This window comes from Cystobacter fuscus (assembly GCF_044360685.1).
Lineage (GTDB): Bacteria > Myxococcota > Myxococcia > Myxococcales > Myxococcaceae > Cystobacter > Cystobacter fuscus_C.
Window position 1 is genome coordinate 8,304,087 of sequence record NZ_CP043491.1, and the last position, 20,090, is coordinate 8,324,176.

Genomic DNA, 20,090 nt, shown 5'->3' on the forward strand with positions numbered 1-20,090 from the left:
AAGCACCATGAATTCCCCGATGAGTCCCTCCCAGCACCGGCCGAGCCTCGGCCGCCGGGCCACGAGCGCCTTCACGCGGCTGCTGGTCACCCTGCTCGTGCTCGGGCTGGGGGCGGCGGTGGTCTTCCTGCTGTCGCAGCTCAACGCGCGCACCTTCTCGCTGGCCCAGGAGAACGGGCAGTTGGTGGTGATGAAGGGCCGGCTGTTGCCCACGGGGGCGGTGCCCTACCGGCCCGGGGACGCGCGGCTGGCGGACGCCTATGCCCCCCTGGGGGTGGAGGGCCGGGACGTGAGCATGCTCGTGGAGCGCAAGTTCACCGAGCGGGACGAGCTGGACCGGGCCCTCTTTCCGCTCCTGGAGTCGCTCGCCCAGCCCAAGGTGCAGTCGGATGACCCGGCCGTGCTGGAGAAGGGGCTGTACTACCTGCGGCGCGCGGAGCTGCTCACGGGGCTGACGGAGGAGCAGCGGCGCTCGCTGGGGGCGATGAAGACGGAGGTGGCCTTCTTCCAGGCGAAGCAGAAGCTGGAGGAGGCGCGGCGGGGGGTGACCGAGGCGCTCACGCAGCTCAAGCTGGCGGCGGAGAGCCGCAACCGGAACACGCAGCGGGCCAACCAGATGCTCACCACCGTGGGGCCGGCGGCGCAGGCGCTGGAGCGGGCCCTGCGGGCCGTGGACGCGAGCTTCGAGGGGTCCGAGGCCGCCGCGCTTCCCACCCCGGCGCCCTCCCCCACCCCCGGCAGCGAGGGGACCCCGGCCGGGACTCCGCCGCCCGCCGGACAGGCCCCGGGCTCCCCCGGCGAGGCCCCAGGCACGGCGCGCTGAGCCGCGTGGCCGCGCGAGCGGTATAACCGCTGGGTCCGAGGAGGCGTGCGACATGACGATGACCCCGGTTGTTCCCCCGGAGATGAAGAGACTCGAGCCGTTCGAGAAGAGCCTGCGTGAGGCGGGACGGAGCTACCCGGAAGTCACCGAGGACTTTCCCTGGGGCCATCCGACGCTGAAGGTGAAGGGCAAGGCGTTCGTCTTCTTCTCGCTGAGCGAGGAGGGCCTGTCGCTGTCCGTGAAGCTGCCCCAGTCGCACGGCGCGGCGCTGATGCTGCCCTTCGCCGAGCCGACCGGGTACGGGCTGGGCAAGAGCGGCTGGGTCACCGCGCGCTTCGGCGCGAAGGACACGCCTCCGGTGGACATGCTGCGGCGGTGGCTCGACGAGAGCTACCGCGCCGTGGCGCCCAAGAAGCTGGTGGAGCGGTTGACGGGCGACACGAACACGCCGCGCCCGGCCGCTCCGGCGAAGAAGGCGCCCGCCGCGAAGAAGGCGCCCGCCGCGAAGAAGAGCGCGGCCGGCAAGGCCCCGGTGAAGAAGGCCGCCGCGAAGAAGAAGGCGGCGGGGAAGCGGTAGCCGGCCGGGCGGCCTACTTGCCCTTCATCGCGCCGATGAAGGACAGGTTGCGGTAGCGCTCGGCGTAGTCGAGGCCGTAGCCCACGACGAAGATGTCGTCGACGACGAAGCCCTTGTAGTCGATGGGGACCTTCGTGCGGGCGCGCGAGGGCTTCTCCAGGAGCGTGCACACCTTGACGGACGCCGGGTGCCGGGCGTTGAGGTTCTCGAGCAGGAAGCTCATGGTGAGCCCCGTGTCGATGATGTCCTCGATGATGAGCAGGTGCTTGCCCGCCATGGGCTTGCTCACGTCGGTGGTGATGCGCACCTCGCCCGTCGTCTCGGTGCCGCTCTGGTAGGAGGACACCCCGAGGAACTCGATCGTCAGCGGCAGATCCACCTGGCGCGCCAGGTCCATGGCGAAGAACGCCGAGCCCTTGAGCACGCAGACGAGCGTGAGATCCTTGCCCTGATAGTCGCGGGTGATTTGCGCGCCCAGTTCGCGCACGCGCGCCTGGAGCTTCTGCTCATCGATGAGGATGTCGACGTCCTGCTCGAAGAAAGCCACGGTCCGACCTCTACACGTACGCGTTGTTCATGATCTCCCCGAAGCCGCCGCCACCGGGGACGATGTACTGGTGATCATCCAACCCCCGCTCCTTTTCCCACAACTCCCCGGGCACCGTGCCAAACACTTCCGGGGGGGACAGGCCGCGGTCCAGGCGCAGGGCGTACACGCTCAGGTCGGGGTGCTCGCGGGTGACGCGCCGCAGGAACTCGGGGGTGACGATGAGGTGCAGGCTGAGGATGCGCCGGGGGGTGCCGGCCACCTGGTTCTTGTACAGGTTCACCGCGGTGCTCAGGCTGCCGCCGGTGGCGCCCATGGGATCGGGAAACAGGAGGAACGCGTCGTCGACGTCTCCACCCAGCTTCGCCCCGCCGATGTTCGAGCCCACCACGATGTCCCGGGCGTCCGTCGTCCGGCTCATCATGATGTGATCCTGGCGCACGCGCGCGGGATCCAGGGTGGTGTTGAGCAGATCGTACGCCACCTGGGAGGGCAGCGTGCCAGCCCGGGCGATGTTGACCGTCACCGCGCGCACGGCGGGATCGAGCACCTCGCCCTGGTAGATGCCCTGGGGCGTGGAGTCGATCATCCGCGTGGCCACGGCCACTCGCGTGCGGGGGAACTCCGCGTTGAGGACCATCTTCATCAGATCCGTGTAGAGCAAGGCCACCAGCCGGTTGATGTCCGGCTGGGTCGTCCCCTTGGCACACAGCCGGGCGAGCTGGGAGAGCAGGAACGGATTGCCCACCAAGTGGACCTGGGGCCCGTAGCGGTGGGGCAACTCACTCAACTGAAAGGGGATGTGGGAGTAGAGCGGGTCGTGCATGCGCTCGCGCCTGGGGGGCTCAGTCCTTGAAGAGATCGAGCGTCTGGGGAGGCGTGGCCTCGGTGGGCTCGGCACGGTGGCACTTGCGGCAGCGCGCCTCGTAGGCGCCGGCGGCGCCCACCACCACGCGCTCGCCCCGGTCCACCAGCCGCTGGGAGCGGTGGGCGGGGTTGCCGCACACCACGCAGATGGCGAGCTGCTTGGTCACGTATTCGGCGACGGCGAGCAGCTGCGGCATGGGCTCGAAGGGACGGCCCTGGTAGTCCTGATCCAGCCCCGCGACAATGACCCGCAGGCCACGGTGCGCCAGCGCCTCACACACGGCCACCACCTCGGTGCCGAAGAACTGCACCTCGTCGATACCCACCACCTGGGTGCGCGGGGACAGGTGATGGAAAATTTCTTCAGCCCTCTCGATGGCCACGGAGGTCAATTTCAACTGTGAGTGGCTGACCACCTGCGTCTCGTCGTAGCGGTTATCCAGCTTGGGCTTGAAGACCTGGACGGTCTGCTTGCCGTAGACGGCGCGCTTGACGCGGCGAATCAACTCCTCCGTCTTTCCGGAGAACATCGAGCCGCAGATGACCTCTATCCACCCGATGTCTTTGGGAATTTGGTACACGCGAGATGCTCGTTCCGGGCGGTGACGACAGCGACAGCCACCTCTTTCATGACCCCCCCGGGTCGTCAACTTTCCGGGGACCCGCCCCCCGAGTCCCGGCTCCCGTGCCCCTGGCAAGCATCTTGAAAAGGAGTGCTTCGGGTTCAAACGGCGAGGTGACGGGTGGCGGCGACAGTACAGGTGCAGGGGTCGAGCTGGGCGGGTATCGAGGGGGCTTCGTTCCACATCACGCCGGCGGCGGCGCTGTTGGTGGTGCTCAACCTGCTGGACGGGCTCTTCACCCTGACCTTTTTACAGATGAACGTGGCCGAGGAGCTCAATCCGCTGATGCGGGTGGCCTACATGCACTCGCCCCTGTCGTTCATGGCGGTCAAGCTCACCATCGTGAGCCTGGGACTCGCCCTGCTCTGCCTGAACCGCTCCATGCAGCTGAGCCAGCGCGCCATCCAGGCGGGCGCGGCGCTCTATACGGTGATCGACATCTACCACCTGGCCTTCCTCACGCACCTGGTGCACCAAACCGTCGCGTGACGCACAACCAGCCCAGACAGACTTGCTTTTCCAGGCCTGTCTGTTTCAGGCTTGTCCCCAGCGCTTGGATCCGAAGGGTCCTTGGGGGGACCATGAACATCACCGACGTCAAGGTATATCCGGTTGAAGAAGACAAACTGAAGGCCTACGTGACCATCACCCTGGACCATTGCTTCGTCATTCGGGACTTGAAGGTGATCCACGGAGCCTCGGGCCTGTTCATCGCCATGCCCGCCAAGCGGCGCAAGGACGGGACGTACAAGGACATCGCCCACCCGCTCAACGCGGACACCCGCACGCAGATGGAGCGGGCCATCCTCCTGGAGTACGAGCGGCACCAGCAGACGAGCATGGGAGCGATGGGCTCGTACCATATGGAAGCCGTGGCCGACTGAGCCTGGGGCTGCACGCTGGCGGTGGAAGGATCTTCCCTTCCGCCACGGGGCGCGCTAGGAGCGCGCCCCATGAGCCCGAGCGATTTCAAGGTGTTCTCCGGGAGTTCCAACCCGGCCCTGGCCCAGCGTATCTGTGACTATCTCAAGAGGCCTCTGGGCAAGGCGCACGTGGGTCGCTTCTCCGACGGAGAGATCCACGTGGAAATCGGCGAGAACGTGCGCGGACTGGACATCTTCATCGTCCAGTCCACCTGCCCGCCGGCCAACGATCACCTGATGGAACTACTCATCATGTGTGACGCGCTCAAGCGAGCGAGCGCCGCCTCCATCAACGCCGTCATCCCGTACTACGGCTATGCCCGGCAGGACCGGAAGGTGGCACCGCGCACGCCCATCACCGCGAAGCTGATCGCGGACCTGCTCGAGGGCGCGGGAGCCACGCGCGTGGTGTCCATGGACATGCACGCCGGGCAGATCCAGGGCTTCTTCAACATCCCCTCGGATCACCTGTACGCCTCGCCCGTCTTCCTCGAGGACGCGCGCAAGAAGTTCCCCGACGCGCAGGAACTCGTCATCGTGTCGCCGGACGCGGGCGGCGTGGAGCGGGCGCGCGCCTACTCCAAGCGGCTCGGCTGCAGCCTGGCCATCATCGACAAGCGCCGGCCCAAGCCCAACTCCTCCGAGGTGATGAACCTCATCGGCGACGTGGCGGGCAAGGACGCGATGCTCATCGACGACATGGTGGACACCGCCGGCACGCTCACCCAGGCAGCCGCCGCCCTCAAGGAGCGTGGCGCGCGCCGGGTGGTGGCCTACGCCGTCCACCCCATCCTCTCCGGTCCCGCCATCCAGCGCATCCAGGACTCGCCCCTGGAAGAGGTCGTCTTCACGGACACCGTGCCCCTGGCCCCCGCGGCCCAGGCGTGCGGGAAGATCCGGGTCATCACCACGGACCATCTCTTCGGCGAGGCCATCGCGCGCATCCACCGCGCCGACTCGCTCAGTTCACTCTTCGTGTAGCCGGACGGGGGAGGGCCCGCTGCCTCCGCCGCCACGCGCCTTGACTCGGAGCGCGCGCGCTGGCATGTGGCGGGCACACCCTGCCGGTCCTTGCCCGAAAAGCGAGGCGCTGCTCTTGGGGCCCGCCATGGGGGCGGGATGCCAGAGGCGCCGGGACGTCGGCGGGGGACACACCGCAGTCCATACCGAGGAAATCCATGTCCATCGACAAGCGCCCGCTCGAGGTCAAGCCGCGTGAGGGTTCTGGCAAGGGCGCCGCCCGCCGCCTGCGCACCCAGGGTCTCGTGCCCGCCGTCGTCTACGGCAAGCACCTGGAGAAGCCCCTGTCCATCGCCGTCGACGCGAAGGCGGTGCGCCAGGCCATCAACACCCCGCACAAGTTCAACACCCTGCTCACGCTCACGGGCGTGGGCGGCGAGCACCAGGTCCTCTTCAAGGACTACCAGCAGGATCCGCTCACCCGGCAGATGCTCCACGTGGACTTCATCGCCGTGCGTGAGGGCGAGCAGGTGAAGGTGAACGTGCCGCTGGTGCTCACCGGCCGCTCCGAGGGCGTCGCCGACGGTGGTCTGCTCACCCAGGCCCGCCGCGAGATCGAGGTCTACGCCAAGCCGAACGCCATCCCCGAGAAGATCGAGGTGGACGTGACGCCGCTGAAGATCAACCAGGCGCTCCACATCAACGACGTGAAGATGCCCGAGGGCGTGACGGTGAAGTCGCACGTCAACTACACCGTGGCGGTCGTCAGCGCGCCCGAGGGTGTGGCCGAGGCGGCTCCCGCGGCGGCGGCGGCGGCTGGTGCGGCGGCCAAGCCCGCGGCTGGTGCGGCGGCCAAGCCCGCGGCTGGTGCGGCGGCCAAGCCCGCGGCTGGCGCGGCGGCCAAGCCCGCGGCTGGCAAGAAGTAATCCCCCTTCCCTGTCACACCCGCGGGGCCGGTCCGGCAAGAGGACTGGCCCCGTCTGTTTTGCGGAGCCTCCGCCATGAAGATCATCTGTGGACTGGGCAATCCCGGGCGCGAGTACGAGCGCCACCGGCACAACGTGGGCTTCATGGTGGTGGAGACGCTGCTGCCGCGCGCGCGCGCCGAGCTCCACCAGGAGAAGTTCCAGGCCCGCGTGGGTCAGGGCACCCTGGGGGGCGAGAAGATCGTCTTCCTCGAGCCGCAGACCTACATGAACCTGTCGGGCCGCTCGGTGGCCGAGGCGGCGCGCTTCTACAAGGTGGCGGTGGAGGACGTGCTGGTCATCCACGACGAGTTGGATCTGGACTTCGGCCGCCTGCAGCTCAAGGCGGGAGGCGGCAGCGGGGGTCACAACGGGCTCAAGAGCACGGTGTCCAGCCTGGGGGCGGACAGCTTCATCCGCCTGCGCTTCGGCATCGGCAAGCCGCAGGGCCCCAACGCCAAGGAGCGGGTGGCCGGCTACGTGCTCTCCAACTTCGACGACGGGGAGCGCCGGAGGCTCGACGAGCTGCTCGCCCAGGCGGCGGACGCGGCCGAGACCTGGGTGCGGGACGGATTGGCCACGGCGATGAACCGTTACAACAAGCGGGCGCCTTGACTTCCGGGCCGGGGCGCCCTTAGAAGGCCCCCTCTTCATCGTTCTTTTTCAACAGCGCGAGGGTGACGGGCGCGCGGTTTCCCGTCCCCGGCGGAGGATCCCCCTTGGACCCTCCGACCGTTTCCCCGCTCCTCGGTGTTCCCGGGGGGCACTCCACCCCAAGGGGAGAGAAACATGGCTGAGACGCAGGCCGCCAAGCGGCTTCGTGAGTACGAGACCATCTTCCTGGTCAAGCCGGACCTCACCGACGACAACGTGGACAAGCTCAAGGAGCGCGTCCGTGGCATCGTCGGCCGTGAGGGCGGCAAGGTCATCCGCTTCACGGTGTGGGGCAAGAAGAAGACGCTCTACCCCATCGCCAAGCAGCCCCGCGCCATCTACGTGCATGCCCACTACCTGGGCGGCACCAAGATCGTGGCCGAGGTGGAGCGCAACCTCCGCAACTTCGACGAGGTCACGCGCTACCTGTCCACGAAGCTGGCGGACGAGGTGGATCCCGAGAGCCGTCCGGTGCTCGAGGACGTGAAGCTCGCCGGTGACGTCGAGGAGACCCGTCCGGGCGTGGCCCCCGCGCAGGATCGCGGCGTGGTCGAGGATGCGGGCGAGGCTGAGGAGGAGAGCACCGAGGAGGCGTGAGCCCCTTGGTCCTCCACGGACCCCTACCAGAGAAGAGAGAACGCTCAATGATTGGCAACAGCGACAGGAATTCGTCCCGCGGTGGCGGCGACCGGGATCGGGACAGGGATCGGGATGGCGGCGGCCGGGGTGGCGCCGGGGGCGATGACGAGAAGCGTGGCGGTGGCCGCGGCTTTGGCCGCAAGAAGGTGTGCCGCTTCTGCGCCGAGAAGAACGCCCAGGTGGACTTCAAGGATCAGGCGACGCTGAAGTACTTCGTCACCGAGCGCGGCAAGATCATCCCCCGCCGCATCTCCGGCAACTGCGCCAAGCACCAGCGCGAGGTGGCCACGGCCATCAAGCGCGCCCGTGGCCTGGCGTTGCTCCCCTACAACGCGATGGTCGGCTAGTCCCCTCGCCCGCACCAACGGAGACATTCAATGAAGGTCATTCTTCGTGAGGACGTCGCGAACCTGGGTAAGTCCGGTGAGCTCGTGACGGTGAAGGACGGCTTCGGCCGCAACTTCCTGCTGCCGCGCAAGATCGCGGTGCTCGCCACCGAGCAGAACGTGCGTCAGCTCGAGCACGAGCGCGCGGTCATCGCGGCGCGCAACGTCAAGCTCAAGGGCGCCGCCGAGGAGCAGGCCAAGAAGCTCGGCGCCGTGAAGGTCACCATCCGCCGCAAGGTGGGTGAGCAGGACAAGCTGTACGGCTCCGTCACCGTGCTGGACATCGCCGAGGCGCTCGCCGCCCAGGGCCAGTCGGTGGACCGCCGCCAGCTGCACCTGGCCGAGCCCATCAAGGCCACCGGTCAGTACGAGGTGGAGCTGCGCCTGCACCGTGAAGTGACGGCGAAGATCAAGGTCGAGGTCCAGGCGGAGGCGTAAAGCCCCCCCTGACACCGCGAGAAGCACCGAGGGCCGTCCGGGTTCACTCCCGGGCGGCCCTCCGCTTTTGCGGGAGCGGGCACCCGGGCACGTGTCAGGGGTGGCTGCCAGGGTTGCGCCACACGTCTGTAGCGCGGAGACTGGCCGGGACAACATGGACAACATCCTCGACATTCGGACGGGAACGCGGCGGGGCCACGAGGACCTGGCCGCCGAGCGCGCGGTGCTGGGCGCCGTGCTCGCGGACAACAGCATCTTCGCCAGCCTCGCGGAGGTGGTGAGCACGGACGACTTCGCCAGTCCCGCGCACGCCCAGATCTTCGCGGCGATGATCAAGCTGGATGGCTCCAACCGCCAGGTGGATCACCTCACCCTGGCCGAGGAGCTCAAGGTGCTCGGCCAGCTCGCCGCGGTGGGAGGCCCCGCGTACCTGATGAGCCTGGACCAAGTGGTGCCCGTGCCGGGCAACGCCATCCAGTACGCGCAGATCGTCAAGGATCAGGCCATCCGGCGGCGCCTGGCGGGCGTGGGCCGGGAGATCCAGGAGCTGGCCAGCCAGGAGACGGGCGAGCTGGAGGTGCTGCTCGACGAGGCCGAGCGCAAGGTGTTCCTCCTGGCGGAGAAGAAGCGCGAGGGCGACCTGCGGCCCGTGAGCGAGCTGATGGAGCACACGCTCGATCTGCTCGACAAGATGAAGACCGCGACGACGGGCATCACCGGCCTGTCCACGGGCTACGTCGACCTGGACAACCAGCTCACGGGCTTGCACCCCGGCGAGCTCATCATCCTCGCGGCGCGCCCCGGCGTGGGCAAGACGTCCTTCGCGATGAACATCGCCACCCACGTGGCGCTCCAGGAAGAGGCCCGGGCGGCGGCCATCTTCAGCCTGGAAATGCCCGCGGATCAGCTCCTCATGCGTCTGCTCGCCTCGTGCGCGCGCGTGGACATGAAGAAGCTGCGCGGCGGCCGGCTCACGCCTCACGACGAGGAGAAGTTCCAGGAGATGGCGGGCAAGCTCTACAACGCCCCGCTCTACATCGACGACTCGGGCGGCCTGTCCCCGTTCGACCTGCGCGCCAAGGCGCGGCGGCTCAAGCAGAGGGATCCCCGGCTGTCGCTCATCATCATCGACTACCTCCAGCTCATGCACCAGAAGGGCAAGGTGGAGAGCCGCCAGCTGGAAATCTCGGAGATCTCCCGCTCGCTCAAGCAGCTCTCCAAGGAGCTGGAGGTGCCCATCATCGCCCTCTCACAGCTCAGCCGTAAGGTGGAGGAGCGCAAGGGCGGCAAGCCCATGCTCTCGGACCTGCGCGAGTCGGGCGCCATCGAGCAGGACGCCGACGTGGTGATGTTCATCCACCGCGAGGACCAGGGCGAGGGAGAGGGCGGAGGCGAGGTGCGCACGAGCAGCGCCATCCCCGTGCAGCTCGTCATCGCCAAGCAGCGCAACGGTCCCATCGGGGACATTGATCTCGTCTTCCTCGCCGAGTACACGCGCTTCGAGAGCCGCGCGCGCGTGGAGTGAGCGGAGCCCGAGGCGTTCAGCGGCGTGAGTTCATCCGCTGGAACGCCTCGTCGAGCCGGGGAAACGCGCTCTTCACCCAGGAGGCCAGGGCCCGTGATGAGCACCGTATTCGAGGCCATGTCCAGGCGGGCCGCTCATACCACGAGCGACACCTGGACCCGCCGCAGCCCCTTCTCGAGTTGTCGGGCCAAGGACTCGGGCGTGTCTCCGGACTCGCACCAGGCGTCGATGGCCTCCAGCTCCCACTCCTCGTAGATGCCCTCCCCCTCGAAACCGGGGATGAAGCCCTCGCGGAGGGCCTGCTGCAGGCCCCCGAGCGGCCCCAGGACGACCACGTTGCCCAGGCCGAACAGCCGCAGGGACGTGCCACACGTCTCCAGCGCCGCGTTCAACAGGGCCAGCACGGCGTTGAGGTTGTAGAACTCGGAGCTGTCGTGGAACGTGACGCCGTAGCGGTACCCCCCATGGGTGAGGCGCAGCGTGTACCGGTACGCCACTCCCCTGCCCTCCTCCCCGAAGGACGGCCCCCACCCCTCCCCCGCCAGGTCGCCCTGGCCCGGCAGCACCTGGGAGAACCGCGCCCCGGCCAGCCACGGCGAGACGAGCGGCAGCAGCTCCGCCATCAAGCGTGAATGGTCGACGGGGAACTCGCCCGCGTCGGGCTCGAACACATACCCGCGCCCCAGGCGCATGAAGGTCTCGTCCCAGTACTCGTCGGGCCAGGAGGCGTCAGCGGCGGGAACGGCGGCGGCGGGCGGCAGTTGGAGCAGCTCGCGCAGACGTTGTTCTTTCGGGGCCATGTCCTCTCACCATGCTCGGCCCCGCATGTCTGCCATGCAGGTCTGACAGCACGGTGAGGGGCACGCTCAGCGCCGGTGTTCGCGCGACTTCTGCACCAGCAGCCGGAAGATGCCCGCGCTCAAGGGAATCGTCTGGAGCATCAGCTCCGGGTGCCACTGCACGCCCAGCGCGAAGACGTGCTGCGGCGACTCGATGGCTTCCACCACCCCATCGGGTGCCGTCGCGCTCACCACCACCTGATCGCCCAGCTTGGACACCGCCTGGTGGTGGGTGGAGTTCACCATGAGCTGACCCCGGCCAAGCGCCTCCGACAGGTGCGTGCCGTCGCGCACCTCCACGGGGTGTTGCGGCTGGGTGCGGTCATGCGTCTGCTGGTGCGAGTTCGCGCCGGGCACCTCGAGGGCGATGTCCTGGAACAGCGTGCCGCCCAGCACCACGTTGAGCAGCTGCATGCCCCCGCAGATGCCCAGCACCGGCATGTTGCGCTTGAGCGCCCCGCGCATCAGCGCCGTCTCGAACGCCGTGCGCGGCGGCTTCATCGGCCCCAGGCCCTCGCGCGCCGTCTCGCCATAGGCGTCCGGGGGAATGTCGAAGGCGCCTCCGGTGACCATCAGCCCGGAGATGCGGTCCAGGTAGGACTCCACGCACGCCGCGTCGTCCGAGTACGGCAGCACCAGGGGCAGCCCCCCGGCGCGCAGCACCGCCTCCGGGTAGGCCGCCCTCAGCTCGTAGCTGGGGAAGACCGAGTCCGGCCGGCTCGCGCTGAAGTCCGGGGTGATGCCGATGTTGGGCCGGCGCGGAGCCTGGCCGTGGGTTTTGTGAATCATACGCCTCTCGCCTCGAGGCTAGTCCCCTGGACGCCCCTGTCAAAGGCGGCCTCTGACCGCCACACCTGCTCGGACACCTGCTGCGCGTCGTCCTCCGGGCGGGACGGATCTCGTGGAAGTCGGGGGGGAAGGGGGACGTTCATCGGCTCGGGAGGGGCGGGGGGTTGAGCGGCGTTGACAGGGGGGAGCCCTGCTATAAGGTGGCGCGCCCTTTTCCAAGAGATTCCGAGGAGTTGAGCATGGCAGACGCGATGGACCCCAAGCACCTCGACAAGCGCACGGTCGAGCGCTACCTGCGCAGCGGTCAGCTGGACGAGGCGACGTACAAGCGCCACATCGAGGGCCTGCCGGACGTGGCCGAGAAGTCCGTGCCCGTGGAAACGTTGATGCAGGACGAGGATCTCGACGACGACTTCGAGGACGACGAGGACGAGGACGAGGACGAGGGCGACGAGGACGCCGAAGCGAACGAGTGAGCCCATGAGCGATGAGAAGCGCGGAGAGACCTTCGTGATGCGGGGCGAGCCGAAGCCGGGCGCGCCCGAGGCCCCCATCACCTTCAGCACCTTCCTCATCGGCCTCGCGTCCAGCGCCCTCATCCACCTGGGCGAGGCCCCCAACCCGGAGACGGGCAAAGCCGAGCGGGACCTGGTGCTCGCGCGCCAGAGCCTGGATCTGCTGGGGATGCTGCAGGAGAAGACCCGCGGCAACCTCACGGGCGAGGAGAAGCAGCTCTTCGACAACCTCCTCGCCGACCTGCGCCTGCGCTTCGTGGAGGCGAACAAACGGTGACGCCCCCCGCCGCACCCGCCCCCCACAAGGGCCCCCTGCCGCGAGGCCTGCGCTTCGCGGCCTTCGTCTGTCTCGTGCTCTCCGCCTTCACGGGCTTCTTCGCCCTGAGCGAGTGCCTGGGGCTCAGCCAGCTCGATGACCCCCGGAACGCCGCCAACTTCTCCCTCGTGGGAGATCCGGTGCTCGACGCGCGCATCGCCAAGGCCCAGCTCTCCGCGCTCCAGCCGCTGCGGGAGTCGCGCGCTCTCTTCCTCGGCGCCCTCTCGGTGGTGTGCTCGCTCGCCTTCGTGTCCGCCGGCCGGCTGCTGCGGCCCGACGGGCTCCCCCTGGAGCGGATGCGCCGCATGCTCGCGGGCTCCACCATCGCCGCCGCCCTGCTGCGCACCATCGACGGTGCCCAGAACGCCGTGGTCGCCCGGCACACGGGCCCCGTCATCGCCGAGGCCCTGAAGACACTCCCCGAGTTCCAGGGCTCCACCGCCGCGCCCCTGGAGATCATGGCCTGGCTGCTGCCCGCCACCACCATGGGCCTCACGGCCCTCATCGCCGGCTCCTTCGCCGTGCTCGGCCAGTACTTCCAGAGTGAGCGGGTGCGTCAGGCCATCAGCCTGAGCGACGGGCGCCTCGCCAACGAGGAGTAGTCCCCGGGCGGCGGGCTCAGGCGGCGATGCCGTGCAGCAGGTGCTCCAGGGACAGCTCCGGCCCCGAGTCCTGGAGGCTCAACCGCGTCGGCTTCATCTGGTGCAGCTGCAGCAACAGCTCCCGCTCCACCCCGAAGACCCACGCCAGGTGCCCCAACGGCCAGCGCGCCTGCATCCGCGCGAACGCCGCGTCGTCGAACTCCCCATCCACGCACTCGGGCAGATCCACCGTGTCATAGAACAGCCGCTCTCCGCCCACATGCTGTCCCCGGCCAAAGGCGAGCACTTCCTCGTACTCCTGGGGGTCATACACGTAGGTGTGCACGGTGACGCCAGTGGCGCGTGACAGGGCTCGGGCGAGCGAGTGGTGGGTGCTGTACCAGTGCGCCCCCCGGCGTCCCGCCGTGAGGGCCGAATCCAGGGCCAGGCGGACGATCTTCCGACGCGGATAGACGGACAGGGAGAGCACCGTATCCACCGGGGCGCCGTCCTCGACGAGCGCCTGCTGAGCGAGCGCCTTCAACGGCAGGCTGCCCAGCGACTCGACTCGAATGAGGTAACCGCCGTGCGATTCCAGTTGGGTGCCCCCCAGGGTGTTCGCGCGGGCATATACCTGGACCGGGTGGGGGAAGGCAACTCCCGAAGAGCCAGAAAATCCATGAAAAACCCCTACGGGGCGTGAAAGGAGGCCGGACAGGCCTTCCTTGCCAAGGGGGTCACGGCCCTTACGTTGGAGACATGCGACTCGACAAGTATACGGTGAAGGCCCAGGAGGCCATCCAGGAAGGTCAGTCTCTGGCCCGGCGTGCCGACAACCCGGACTACGAGCCGGAGCATCTCGCGGCGGCGTTGCTCGAGCAGAAGGACGGCATCGTCGAGCCCCTGCTGCGCAAGATCGGCGTGGACGTGAAGCTCTTCGCGTCCCGGCTGGGCGAGGCGCTCCAGAAGCTGCCCCGCATGCAGGGAGGCGAGAGCGCGGCCGTGCGCCAGCGGCTGGCCAAGGTTTTCGACAAGGCGGAGGACGAGGCGAAGTCCCTCAAGGACGACTTCGTCTCCAGCGAGCACCTGTTGCTCGCCCTCACGCAGGACAAGGGGAGCGTGGGCGAGGTGCTCAAGTCCTCCGGTGTGACGCGCGAGCGCGTGCTGTCCAGCCTCAAGGAGGTGCGCGGTTCGGCCCGGGTGACGAGCCAGGACGCCGAGTCCACCTACCAGGCGCTGGAGAAGTACGGGCGCGATCTGACGGACGCGGCGCGCGCCGGGAAGTTGGACCCCGTCATCGGCCGTGACGAGGAGATCCGCCGCTGCATCCAGGTGCTCAGCCGGCGCACGAAGAACAACCCGGTGCTCATCGGCGAGCCGGGCGTGGGCAAGACGGCCATCGCCGAGGGGCTCGCGCGGCGCATCGTCGACGGCGACGTGCCCGAGGGGCTCAAGAACAAGCGCCTGGTGACGCTGGATCTGGGCGGCATGGTGGCCGGCGCCAAGTTCCGCGGTGAGTTCGAGGAGCGCCTCAAGGCGGTGCTCAAGGAGGTGGCCGACTCGGCCGGGGAGATCATCCTCTTCATCGACGAGCTGCACACCCTGGTGGGCGCCGGCAAGGCCGAGGGCTCCATGGACGCGGGCAACATGCTCAAGCCGGCGCTCGCGCGCGGTGAGCTGCACTGCCTGGGCGCCACCACGCTCGACGAGTACCGCAAGCACATCGAGAAGGACGCGGCGCTCGAGCGGCGCTTCCAGCCGGTGATGGTGGGCGAGCCCACGGTGCACGACACCATCAGCATCCTGCGGGGCCTCAAGGAGCGCTACGAGGTGCACCACGGCGTGCGCATCCAGGACTCGGCCCTCGTGGCGGCGGCGACGCTGTCCAACCGCTACATCTCCGACCGCTTCCTGCCCGACAAGGCGATCGATCTCGTGGACGAGGCGTGCAGCCGCCTGCGCATCGAGATCGACTCCATGCCCACGGAGATCGACGACATCCGGCGCAAGATGACCCAGCTGGAGATCGAGCGCGAGGGCCTGCGCAAGGAGACGGATCCCCACTCGAAGGAGCGGCTCGCGAAGATCGAACAGGAGCTGGCCAACCTCAGCGAGAACTTCACCGCGCTCAAGGCCCATTGGGACTCGGAGAAGAAGGCCATCGCCGGCATCCGCGAGAAGAAGGAGAAGCTCGAGAAGGCCAAGAACGATCAGGCCGCGGCCGAGCGCCAGGGCGACTTCAACAAGGCCGCCGAGGTGAAGTACGGCGTCATCCCCGGCCTCGAGAAAGAGATCTCCCAGGGCAACGAGAAGCTGGCCGAGCTGCAGAAGAACCACAAGTTCCTCAAGGAGGAAGTGGACGCGGAGGACATCGCGCAGGTGGTGGCCAAGTGGACCCACATCCCCGTCTCCAAGCTCATGGAGGGCGAGGTGCAGAAGCTCGTCCACATGGAGGACCGGCTGGCCCAGCGAGTCATCGGCCAGCGCAGCGCCATCGAGGCGGTGAGCAACGCCGTGCGCCGCGCGCGCTCGGGACTGCAGGATCCCAACCGGCCCATCGGCTCGTTCATCTTCCTGGGCCCCACGGGCGTGGGCAAGACGGAGACGGCCAAGGCGCTCGCGGAGTTCCTCTTCGATGACGACACCGCCATGGTGCGCATCGACATGTCCGAGTACATGGAGAAGCACTCCGTGGCCCGCCTGGTGGGCGCGCCTCCGGGCTACGTCGGCTACGACGAGGGCGGCCAGCTCACCGAGGCCGTGCGCCGCCGTCCGTACACCGTCATCCTCTTCGACGAGATCGAGAAGGCCCACCCGGACGTCTTCAACATCCTCTTGCAACTGCTCGACGAGGGCCGGCTGACGGACAGCCAGGGGCGCACCGTGGACTTCAAGAACACGGTGCTCATCATGACGAGCAACATCGGCTCGCAGGCGCTCCAGGAGGGCATGGCGGGCAAGGACGAGCTGGACGAGCGCACGCGTGAGGACGTGATGGGCATCCTGCGCCAGCACTTCCGGCCGGAGTTCCTCAACCGCGTGGACGAGATCATCCTCTTCGAGCCGCTGCGCAAGCGCGACATCCAGCGCATCGTGGACATCCAGGTGGGGCGCCTGCAGAAGCTACTCGCGGACAAGCGGCTCACCCTGTCGCTCACGGAGAAGGCGGCGGCGGTGCTCGCCGAGCGCGGCTACGATCCGGTGTACGGCGCGCGTCCGCTCAAGCGCGCCATCCAGAAGCACCTGATGGATCCGCTGGCGCGCAAGGTGCTCGGCGGAGACTACGCCCCCGGGGAGCACATCCTCGTGGACGCGGACCAGGACGGCCTCACCTTCGGCAAGGGCGAGGCGAAGGCCGCCTGAGCCCCGGGCGCTCGTCCCGGGCGCCCTCCCCCGCCCCGCACGGTGCTCACACCGTGTGGGGCGGAGCCGTTTCTAGCCCTTGACGGCGCCCGCCATGAGGCCGGAGACGATGCTGCGCTGGAAGATGAGCACCAGGGCGATGAGCGGCACCGTCACGATGACGGACGCCGCCATGATGAGGCCCCAGGGCAACTCGTACTGGCTGGCGCCACTCATCAGCGCGATGGCCACCGGCACCGTGCGCGCGCTTTGATCCATCGTGAACGTCAGCGCGAAGATGAACTCGTTCCACGCCGCGATGAAGGCGAGCAGGCCCGTCGTCACCAGCGCCGGCCGCAGCAGCGGCAGGAAGACGTGCATGCAGACGACCCAGGGCGTGGCGCCATCCACCACCGCCGCCTCCTCCAGCTCCTTGGGCAGCTCGCGCATGAACGTCGTCAACACCCACACGGTGAACGGCAGCGTGAAGAGCATGTATGACAGCGTCAGTCCGGGCAGCGTGTTGTACAGCCCCAGGGCGCGGATGAGCTCGAACATGCCGGAGAGCACCGCGATCTGCGGAAACATCGACACGCCGAGGATCATCAGCATGAGCGGGGTACGCCCCCGGAAGCGGATGCGCGCCAGGGCGAAGGAGGCGGTGATCGCCAGGATGAGCGACAGGATCACCACCGAGCTGGCCACCACCACCGAGTTGAGCAGGTTGCGGCCAAAGGGCTGCTCGGTGAAGACCGCGACGTAGTTGTGCCACGCCGGATTCTTGGGCCACCACTCCACCTGGAAGAGCGCGCTGCCCTGCTTGAGCGACGACACCACCGCCCAATAGAAGGGAAAGAGGGTGTAGACGATGATGACCGTCACCAGCACCCCGAACGAGATCCGCTTCAACCACGTCAGTGCCGGGCTCATGCGGCCTCCTGAATCACCGAGTTACGGCCCAGCACCATGTAGATGATGGTGAACAGCGCGATGAGCGCGAAGAGCAACGTCGCCGCCGCCGCCCCCACGCCCAGATCCTGGAACTCGAACATCTGCTGCCGCGCGTAGACGGCCATGGACATGGACTCGCTGCTGTTGCTCGTGAGCACGTAGAACAGATCGAACACACGCAGGGAATCGAGCACGCGGAAGATGATGGCCACCAGCATCGGCCCCCGGATGAGCGGCAGGGTGATCTGGAAGAAGACGAGCACCGGATGGGCCCCATCCAGGCGCGCCGCCTCGTAGAGCTCATCCGGCAGCATCTGCAGCGCCGCGAGCAGGAGCAGCGTCATGAACGGCGTCGTCTTCCACACGTCCACGGCGATGATGGCGACCATCGACAGGTTGGGGTCTACCGTCCAGGCGATGGGCCCGGAGATCACCCCCAAGTGCAGCAGCATCTCGTTGATGACGCCGTAGACATCGTGGAACATCCACCCCCACATCTTCGCGGACACCACCGTGGGAATGGCCCACGGCACCAGCACCGCCGCCCGTAGCACGCCCCGGCCCCGGAAGTGGCTGTTGAGCGTGAGCGCGATGACCATCCCCAGCACCGTCTCCAGCGTCACGGAGACCCCGGTGAACAGGAACGTGTTGCGCACCGAGCGCCACCAGTCCGGATCCTCCATCACCACCACGAAGTTCTCCAGGCCGACGAACTCGGGCGGCTCGCCGCTGCCGAGGTTCGCGTTGGTGAAGGAGAACCAGAAGGTCCGAAAGAGAGGCCACCCCGCCACTCCCGCCAACACGACGAGCGTGGGCAACAGGAACAGCCACGCCGCCCGCACCCGCTGCCGGGCCAGCATCGAACCCGCGCTCGGCGCGGAGCCCTCGGAGGATGCATGGGTTGATGCCTTTGTGCCGCTGTCCGCCATACTCAACGCGTCCCCTCGTGGTTCATCAATGCGTTCCAAGTCAAGAATTCAGCCACGTCGTTCCCGCCGCGGCCGACCTTCACCGCCACGGACCATAGGACTTCAAACCAATCAAGCCAAAAGCCAATGGGCCGCGCCCCACCATCTCATCGGTAGACAGTCATGAGCGCCAGAGCCGCGGACTGCCGTTGGCGAAACCAGCCGAATAGAGCCCTCGCACCGATGGTCTTGCTCACACGTTTCAGCCATCGAGAGCCTGCCCAGGCCGGTACTTTCCAACAGGAAAAAATGGAGCGGCGGCCGTCTCGGGCGCCCTCCGCCTGTCTCGCATTCGACGCCTGCCTCCGGTGGGAAGAACGACGCGTGGCAGCATCTCTAATTTTCTCGACAAACCCAACAACTTCGGTGTCAGAGTATGTGCAGCAGAGTATGAGCTGCCCTGCGGACCCCTTGTGAGATTGACTTTATGACACTTTCCTCCACCCCCACCCTGTCTCGCCTCTGGCGCGTTTGCCTGATGCTGTGCGTCATCGCCCTGGCGGCGGGTTCCACATCGGCGGACGCGAGCCTCCTGTACGACCGTCTTGAGATCTCCATGTACGGCCGCATGGGCGCGGCCTGGGATCCCACCTCGGGTCGCTACGTCATGGGACAGCGCATGAACGTGACGGGCAGCGCCATCGGTGGCCGTCTCGAGGAAGGCGACTATCTCGAGCCCGCGATCAAGCTGCACCTGCTCGCGCCGAGCACGGACACGAGCGCGCCGTACGTGGACTTCGTCATCACCCCGGCCATGTACTCCCAGAATGGCCTGTTCGCCGGCGGGCCGAGCAGCAACGGAGACCCGCTCGTCATCTCGCTCTCCCAGGCCTACATCGAGTCGGGCAACATCCTGCTGCCCAACCTGCGGGTGTGGGGCGGCGCCCGGTTCTACCGCGGCACGGACGTGCACATCGCGGATATCTTCTACTTCAACAACCTGGTGGGACAGGGCGGTGGCGTGATGTACGGCCCGTTGGATCTGGCCATCATCATGCAGGGCTCGCTCAACAGCCCCCAGTACAACTTCGACGTGAACGGCGACGGCCGCCTGGGCTCGGGGGACATCCGGCGTCAGCGCACCGTGTTCGTCGCGCAGTACGTGCACAAGCTCGAGTCCGGTCACTCCTTCCACGGGCTGGCGGAGCTGCACCTGCTGCCGGCCGTCAAGGTGACGAGGGATGATGGCACCCAGGTCGGCCTCAACGCCGACCTGGGCTGGGTGCTGGGCGCCAAGGCCCACTTCGACCTGGGCAATGGCTCCTTCAATGACGTGTCCTTCCGCTATGGCAGCCGCGCCGCCAGCGGCGCGCGTGGCGGAGCCCAGACGTACTACTCGTTCGGCCAGGCCAACACCGAGGGCGTCTATGACGACTCCGCGGGCATCCAGGCCGTGGATCACTTCCTCTACAACTTCGGCAGCTCCTTCAGCCTCAACGCCTACGCCATCCTGCACTGGAGCCAGGGTCTGCGGAACCTGACCGTGCCCGAGGGCGGGCCCGGCACCACCGTGGGCAGCGCCATGGACTTCGGCGTGGGCGCCCGCGGCGAGTATTACTTCACCGACCACCTCCACCTCATCGGAGAGGTCCACTACCAGGGCGTCAAGCAGGCCGAGATCGCCAGCGGCGACCTGGCCACGGCCCTGAAGCTGACCATCGCGCCCACCTTCGTTCCGCTCGGTGGCCGCACCATGTGGGCCCGCCCCCACTTCCGCCTCTTCTACACGGCCGCCTTCTACAACGATGCCGCGGCGATCGGCCTCGTGTCGTCCTATCAGCAGGCCGTGTCCGACAACGGCCGCCCGGTGAAGGTCGGCCACTACCTCGGCACGCGCGTGGAGTGGTGGTTCTAGTCGTTCC

The 20,090-nt window shown here is 67.8% G+C and carries 24 protein-coding genes; 16 read left to right on the forward strand and 8 right to left on the reverse strand.

What is annotated here, in order from left to right:
• The first annotated feature begins 7 nt into the window (after positions 1-7).
• Positions 8-823 (forward strand): IF-2 protein, encoded by an 816-nt coding sequence (locus tag F0U63_RS33895; RefSeq protein WP_395836441.1) that lies wholly within the window; start codon positions 8-10, stop codon positions 821-823.
• Between the two features lie 52 nt (positions 824-875).
• Positions 876-1,400 (forward strand): MmcQ/YjbR family DNA-binding protein, encoded by a 525-nt coding sequence (locus F0U63_RS33900; protein WP_395836444.1) that lies wholly within the window; start codon positions 876-878, stop codon positions 1,398-1,400.
• A 13-nt stretch (positions 1,401-1,413) separates the two neighbouring features.
• Here the strand turns inward: F0U63_RS33900 and hpt are convergent, their stop codons facing one another.
• Genes hpt through F0U63_RS33915 form a run of 3 tightly spaced genes read right to left on the reverse strand, consistent with a single transcriptional unit; the run spans position 1,414 to position 3,395 of the window.
• Positions 1,414-1,947 (reverse strand): hypoxanthine phosphoribosyltransferase, encoded by a 534-nt coding sequence (gene hpt, locus F0U63_RS33905; RefSeq protein WP_395836446.1) that lies wholly within the window; start codon positions 1,945-1,947, stop codon positions 1,414-1,416.
• A gap of 10 nt (positions 1,948-1,957) precedes the next feature.
• Entirely contained in the window at positions 1,958-2,773 is an 816-nt protein-coding gene (locus F0U63_RS33910; protein ID WP_395836448.1) for a uracil phosphoribosyltransferase, read from the reverse strand.
• Between the two features lie 19 nt (positions 2,774-2,792).
• Positions 2,793-3,395, reverse strand: a complete 603-nt coding sequence (locus F0U63_RS33915) for a thymidine kinase (protein WP_395836450.1) — start codon at positions 3,393-3,395, stop codon at positions 2,793-2,795.
• Between the two features lie 162 nt (positions 3,396-3,557).
• On the opposite strand from F0U63_RS33915, the gene F0U63_RS33920 reads away from it, so the two are divergent.
• From F0U63_RS33920 to dnaB, 9 genes are all read left to right on the forward strand, one after another.
• Positions 3,558-3,926, forward strand: coding sequence for a DUF5658 family protein (locus F0U63_RS33920; protein ID WP_395836452.1), 369 nt, complete (start codon positions 3,558-3,560; stop codon positions 3,924-3,926).
• Between the two features lie 92 nt (positions 3,927-4,018).
• Positions 4,019-4,321 carry a septation regulator SpoVG gene (gene spoVG / locus F0U63_RS33925; RefSeq protein ID WP_395836454.1) on the forward strand — a complete coding sequence of 101 codons (303 nt, stop codon included), beginning with the start codon at positions 4,019-4,021 and terminating at the stop codon, positions 4,319-4,321.
• A 69-nt stretch (positions 4,322-4,390) separates the two neighbouring features.
• Complete coding sequence (locus tag F0U63_RS33930) at positions 4,391-5,341, forward strand: ribose-phosphate pyrophosphokinase (protein ID WP_395836456.1); 951 nt, start codon at positions 4,391-4,393, stop codon at positions 5,339-5,341.
• A gap of 203 nt (positions 5,342-5,544) precedes the next feature.
• Positions 5,545-6,246 (forward strand): 50S ribosomal protein L25/general stress protein Ctc, encoded by a 702-nt coding sequence (locus F0U63_RS33935; protein ID WP_395848470.1) that lies wholly within the window; start codon positions 5,545-5,547, stop codon positions 6,244-6,246.
• 75 nt (positions 6,247-6,321) lie between these two features.
• Positions 6,322-6,900: an aminoacyl-tRNA hydrolase gene (gene pth / locus F0U63_RS33940; protein WP_395836458.1), complete on the forward strand. Its 579-nt coding sequence runs from the start codon at positions 6,322-6,324 to the stop codon at positions 6,898-6,900.
• A gap of 174 nt (positions 6,901-7,074) precedes the next feature.
• Complete coding sequence (gene rpsF, locus F0U63_RS33945) at positions 7,075-7,536, forward strand: 30S ribosomal protein S6 (protein ID WP_095989154.1); 462 nt, start codon at positions 7,075-7,077, stop codon at positions 7,534-7,536.
• A 47-nt stretch (positions 7,537-7,583) separates the two neighbouring features.
• Positions 7,584-7,925, forward strand: coding sequence for a 30S ribosomal protein S18 (rpsR, locus tag F0U63_RS33950; RefSeq protein WP_395836460.1), 342 nt, complete (start codon positions 7,584-7,586; stop codon positions 7,923-7,925).
• A 30-nt stretch (positions 7,926-7,955) separates the two neighbouring features.
• Positions 7,956-8,402, forward strand: coding sequence for a 50S ribosomal protein L9 (rplI, locus tag F0U63_RS33955; protein WP_395836462.1), 447 nt, complete (start codon positions 7,956-7,958; stop codon positions 8,400-8,402).
• A 154-nt stretch (positions 8,403-8,556) separates the two neighbouring features.
• Positions 8,557-9,927, forward strand: coding sequence for a replicative DNA helicase (gene dnaB / locus F0U63_RS33960; protein ID WP_395836464.1), 1,371 nt, complete (start codon positions 8,557-8,559; stop codon positions 9,925-9,927).
• Positions 9,928-10,061: 134 nt separating this feature from the next.
• Here dnaB and F0U63_RS33965 read toward each other — a convergent pair whose 3' ends face one another.
• Both F0U63_RS33965 and F0U63_RS33970 read right to left on the reverse strand, forming a co-directional pair.
• Positions 10,062-10,727, reverse strand: a complete 666-nt coding sequence (locus F0U63_RS33965; protein WP_395836466.1) for a hypothetical protein — start codon at positions 10,725-10,727, stop codon at positions 10,062-10,064.
• A 66-nt stretch (positions 10,728-10,793) separates the two neighbouring features.
• Positions 10,794-11,555: a gamma-glutamyl-gamma-aminobutyrate hydrolase family protein gene (locus F0U63_RS33970; protein ID WP_395836468.1), complete on the reverse strand. Its 762-nt coding sequence runs from the start codon at positions 11,553-11,555 to the stop codon at positions 10,794-10,796.
• Positions 11,556-11,794: 239 nt separating this feature from the next.
• On the opposite strand from F0U63_RS33970, the gene F0U63_RS33975 reads away from it, so the two are divergent.
• The 3 genes from F0U63_RS33975 to F0U63_RS33985 are packed head-to-tail and all read left to right on the forward strand — an operon-like array spanning position 11,795 to position 12,988.
• Positions 11,795-12,031 carry a hypothetical protein gene (locus F0U63_RS33975; protein WP_395836470.1) on the forward strand — a complete coding sequence of 79 codons (237 nt, stop codon included), beginning with the start codon at positions 11,795-11,797 and terminating at the stop codon, positions 12,029-12,031.
• Positions 12,032-12,035: 4 nt separating this feature from the next.
• Entirely contained in the window at positions 12,036-12,347 is a 312-nt protein-coding gene (locus F0U63_RS33980; protein ID WP_095989161.1) for a DUF1844 domain-containing protein, read from the forward strand.
• Positions 12,344-12,988: a hypothetical protein gene (locus tag F0U63_RS33985; protein ID WP_395836472.1), complete on the forward strand. Its 645-nt coding sequence runs from the start codon at positions 12,344-12,346 to the stop codon at positions 12,986-12,988. The genes F0U63_RS33980 and F0U63_RS33985 overlap by 4 nt, the downstream gene beginning before the upstream one ends.
• 16 nt (positions 12,989-13,004) lie before the next feature.
• Here the strand turns inward: F0U63_RS33985 and F0U63_RS33990 are convergent, their stop codons facing one another.
• Positions 13,005-13,511, reverse strand: a complete 507-nt coding sequence (locus F0U63_RS33990; RefSeq protein WP_395836474.1) for a hypothetical protein — start codon at positions 13,509-13,511, stop codon at positions 13,005-13,007.
• 215 nt (positions 13,512-13,726) lie between these two features.
• Between F0U63_RS33990 and clpB the strand changes: the two genes are divergently transcribed.
• Positions 13,727-16,330 (forward strand): ATP-dependent chaperone ClpB, encoded by a 2,604-nt coding sequence (gene clpB, locus F0U63_RS33995; protein WP_395836476.1) that lies wholly within the window; start codon positions 13,727-13,729, stop codon positions 16,328-16,330.
• 72 nt (positions 16,331-16,402) lie between these two features.
• On the opposite strand, the gene F0U63_RS34000 is transcribed toward clpB, so the two are convergent.
• A complete protein-coding gene (locus tag F0U63_RS34000) occupies positions 16,403-17,239 on the reverse strand; it encodes a carbohydrate ABC transporter permease (protein ID WP_395836478.1) in 837 nt (278 codons plus the stop codon).
• Entirely contained in the window at positions 17,236-18,120 is an 885-nt protein-coding gene (locus F0U63_RS34005) for a carbohydrate ABC transporter permease (RefSeq protein WP_395836480.1), read from the reverse strand. Before F0U63_RS34005 ends, F0U63_RS34000 begins: the two co-directional genes overlap by 4 nt.
• A gap of 535 nt (positions 18,121-18,655) precedes the next feature.
• Between F0U63_RS34005 and F0U63_RS34010 the strand changes: the two genes are divergently transcribed.
• Positions 18,656-20,083: a carbohydrate porin gene (locus tag F0U63_RS34010; RefSeq protein WP_395836482.1), complete on the forward strand. Its 1,428-nt coding sequence runs from the start codon at positions 18,656-18,658 to the stop codon at positions 20,081-20,083.
• The last annotated feature ends 7 nt before the right edge of the window (positions 20,084-20,090 follow it).